Source organism: Achromobacter sp. DH1f (assembly GCF_000633435.1).
Lineage (GTDB): Bacteria > Pseudomonadota > Gammaproteobacteria > Burkholderiales > Burkholderiaceae_B > Achromobacter > Achromobacter deleyi.
The window spans coordinates 1-364 of sequence record NZ_AYMF01000109.1 but is presented as its reverse complement, the minus strand read 5'-3'; the positions used below and the strand labels follow the sequence as shown (position 1 = coordinate 364).

At 69.2% G+C, this 364-nt stretch carries 1 protein-coding gene; it reads right to left on the bottom strand.

The window, feature by feature from the left end; all coding sequences use genetic code 11:
* The coding region (locus tag U858_RS0133245; protein WP_025141372.1) for a response regulator at positions 1 to 364 on the bottom strand (364 nt) is incomplete at both ends.

Sequence of the window (364 nt, the reverse complement as noted above, 5' to 3'; positions counted from 1 at the left end):
TTGGACAGGATTTCGCCCTGGCGCCGGGCCAGCACCGCCAGCAGCGCGAATTCCTTGGCCGTCAGGTCCAGCCGCGTGCCAGCGCGCCAGGCTTTGCGGCTGATCAGGTCGATCTGCAGGTCGCCGATGCGCAGTTGCACCGGTTCCTGGGCGCGGCCACGGCGGGTCAGCGCCTGCAGCCGGGCCAGCAGTTCCAGGAAGGAAAACGGCTTGACCAGGTAATCGTCGGCGCCGTCATGCAGGCCGCGGATGCGGTCTTCGACGCCATCGCGGGCGGTCAGCATGATCACCGGGGTCTGGCGCACGCTGCGCAGCGAGCGCAGCACCGCAAAGCCGTCCATGCCGGGCAGCATGGCGTCCAGCA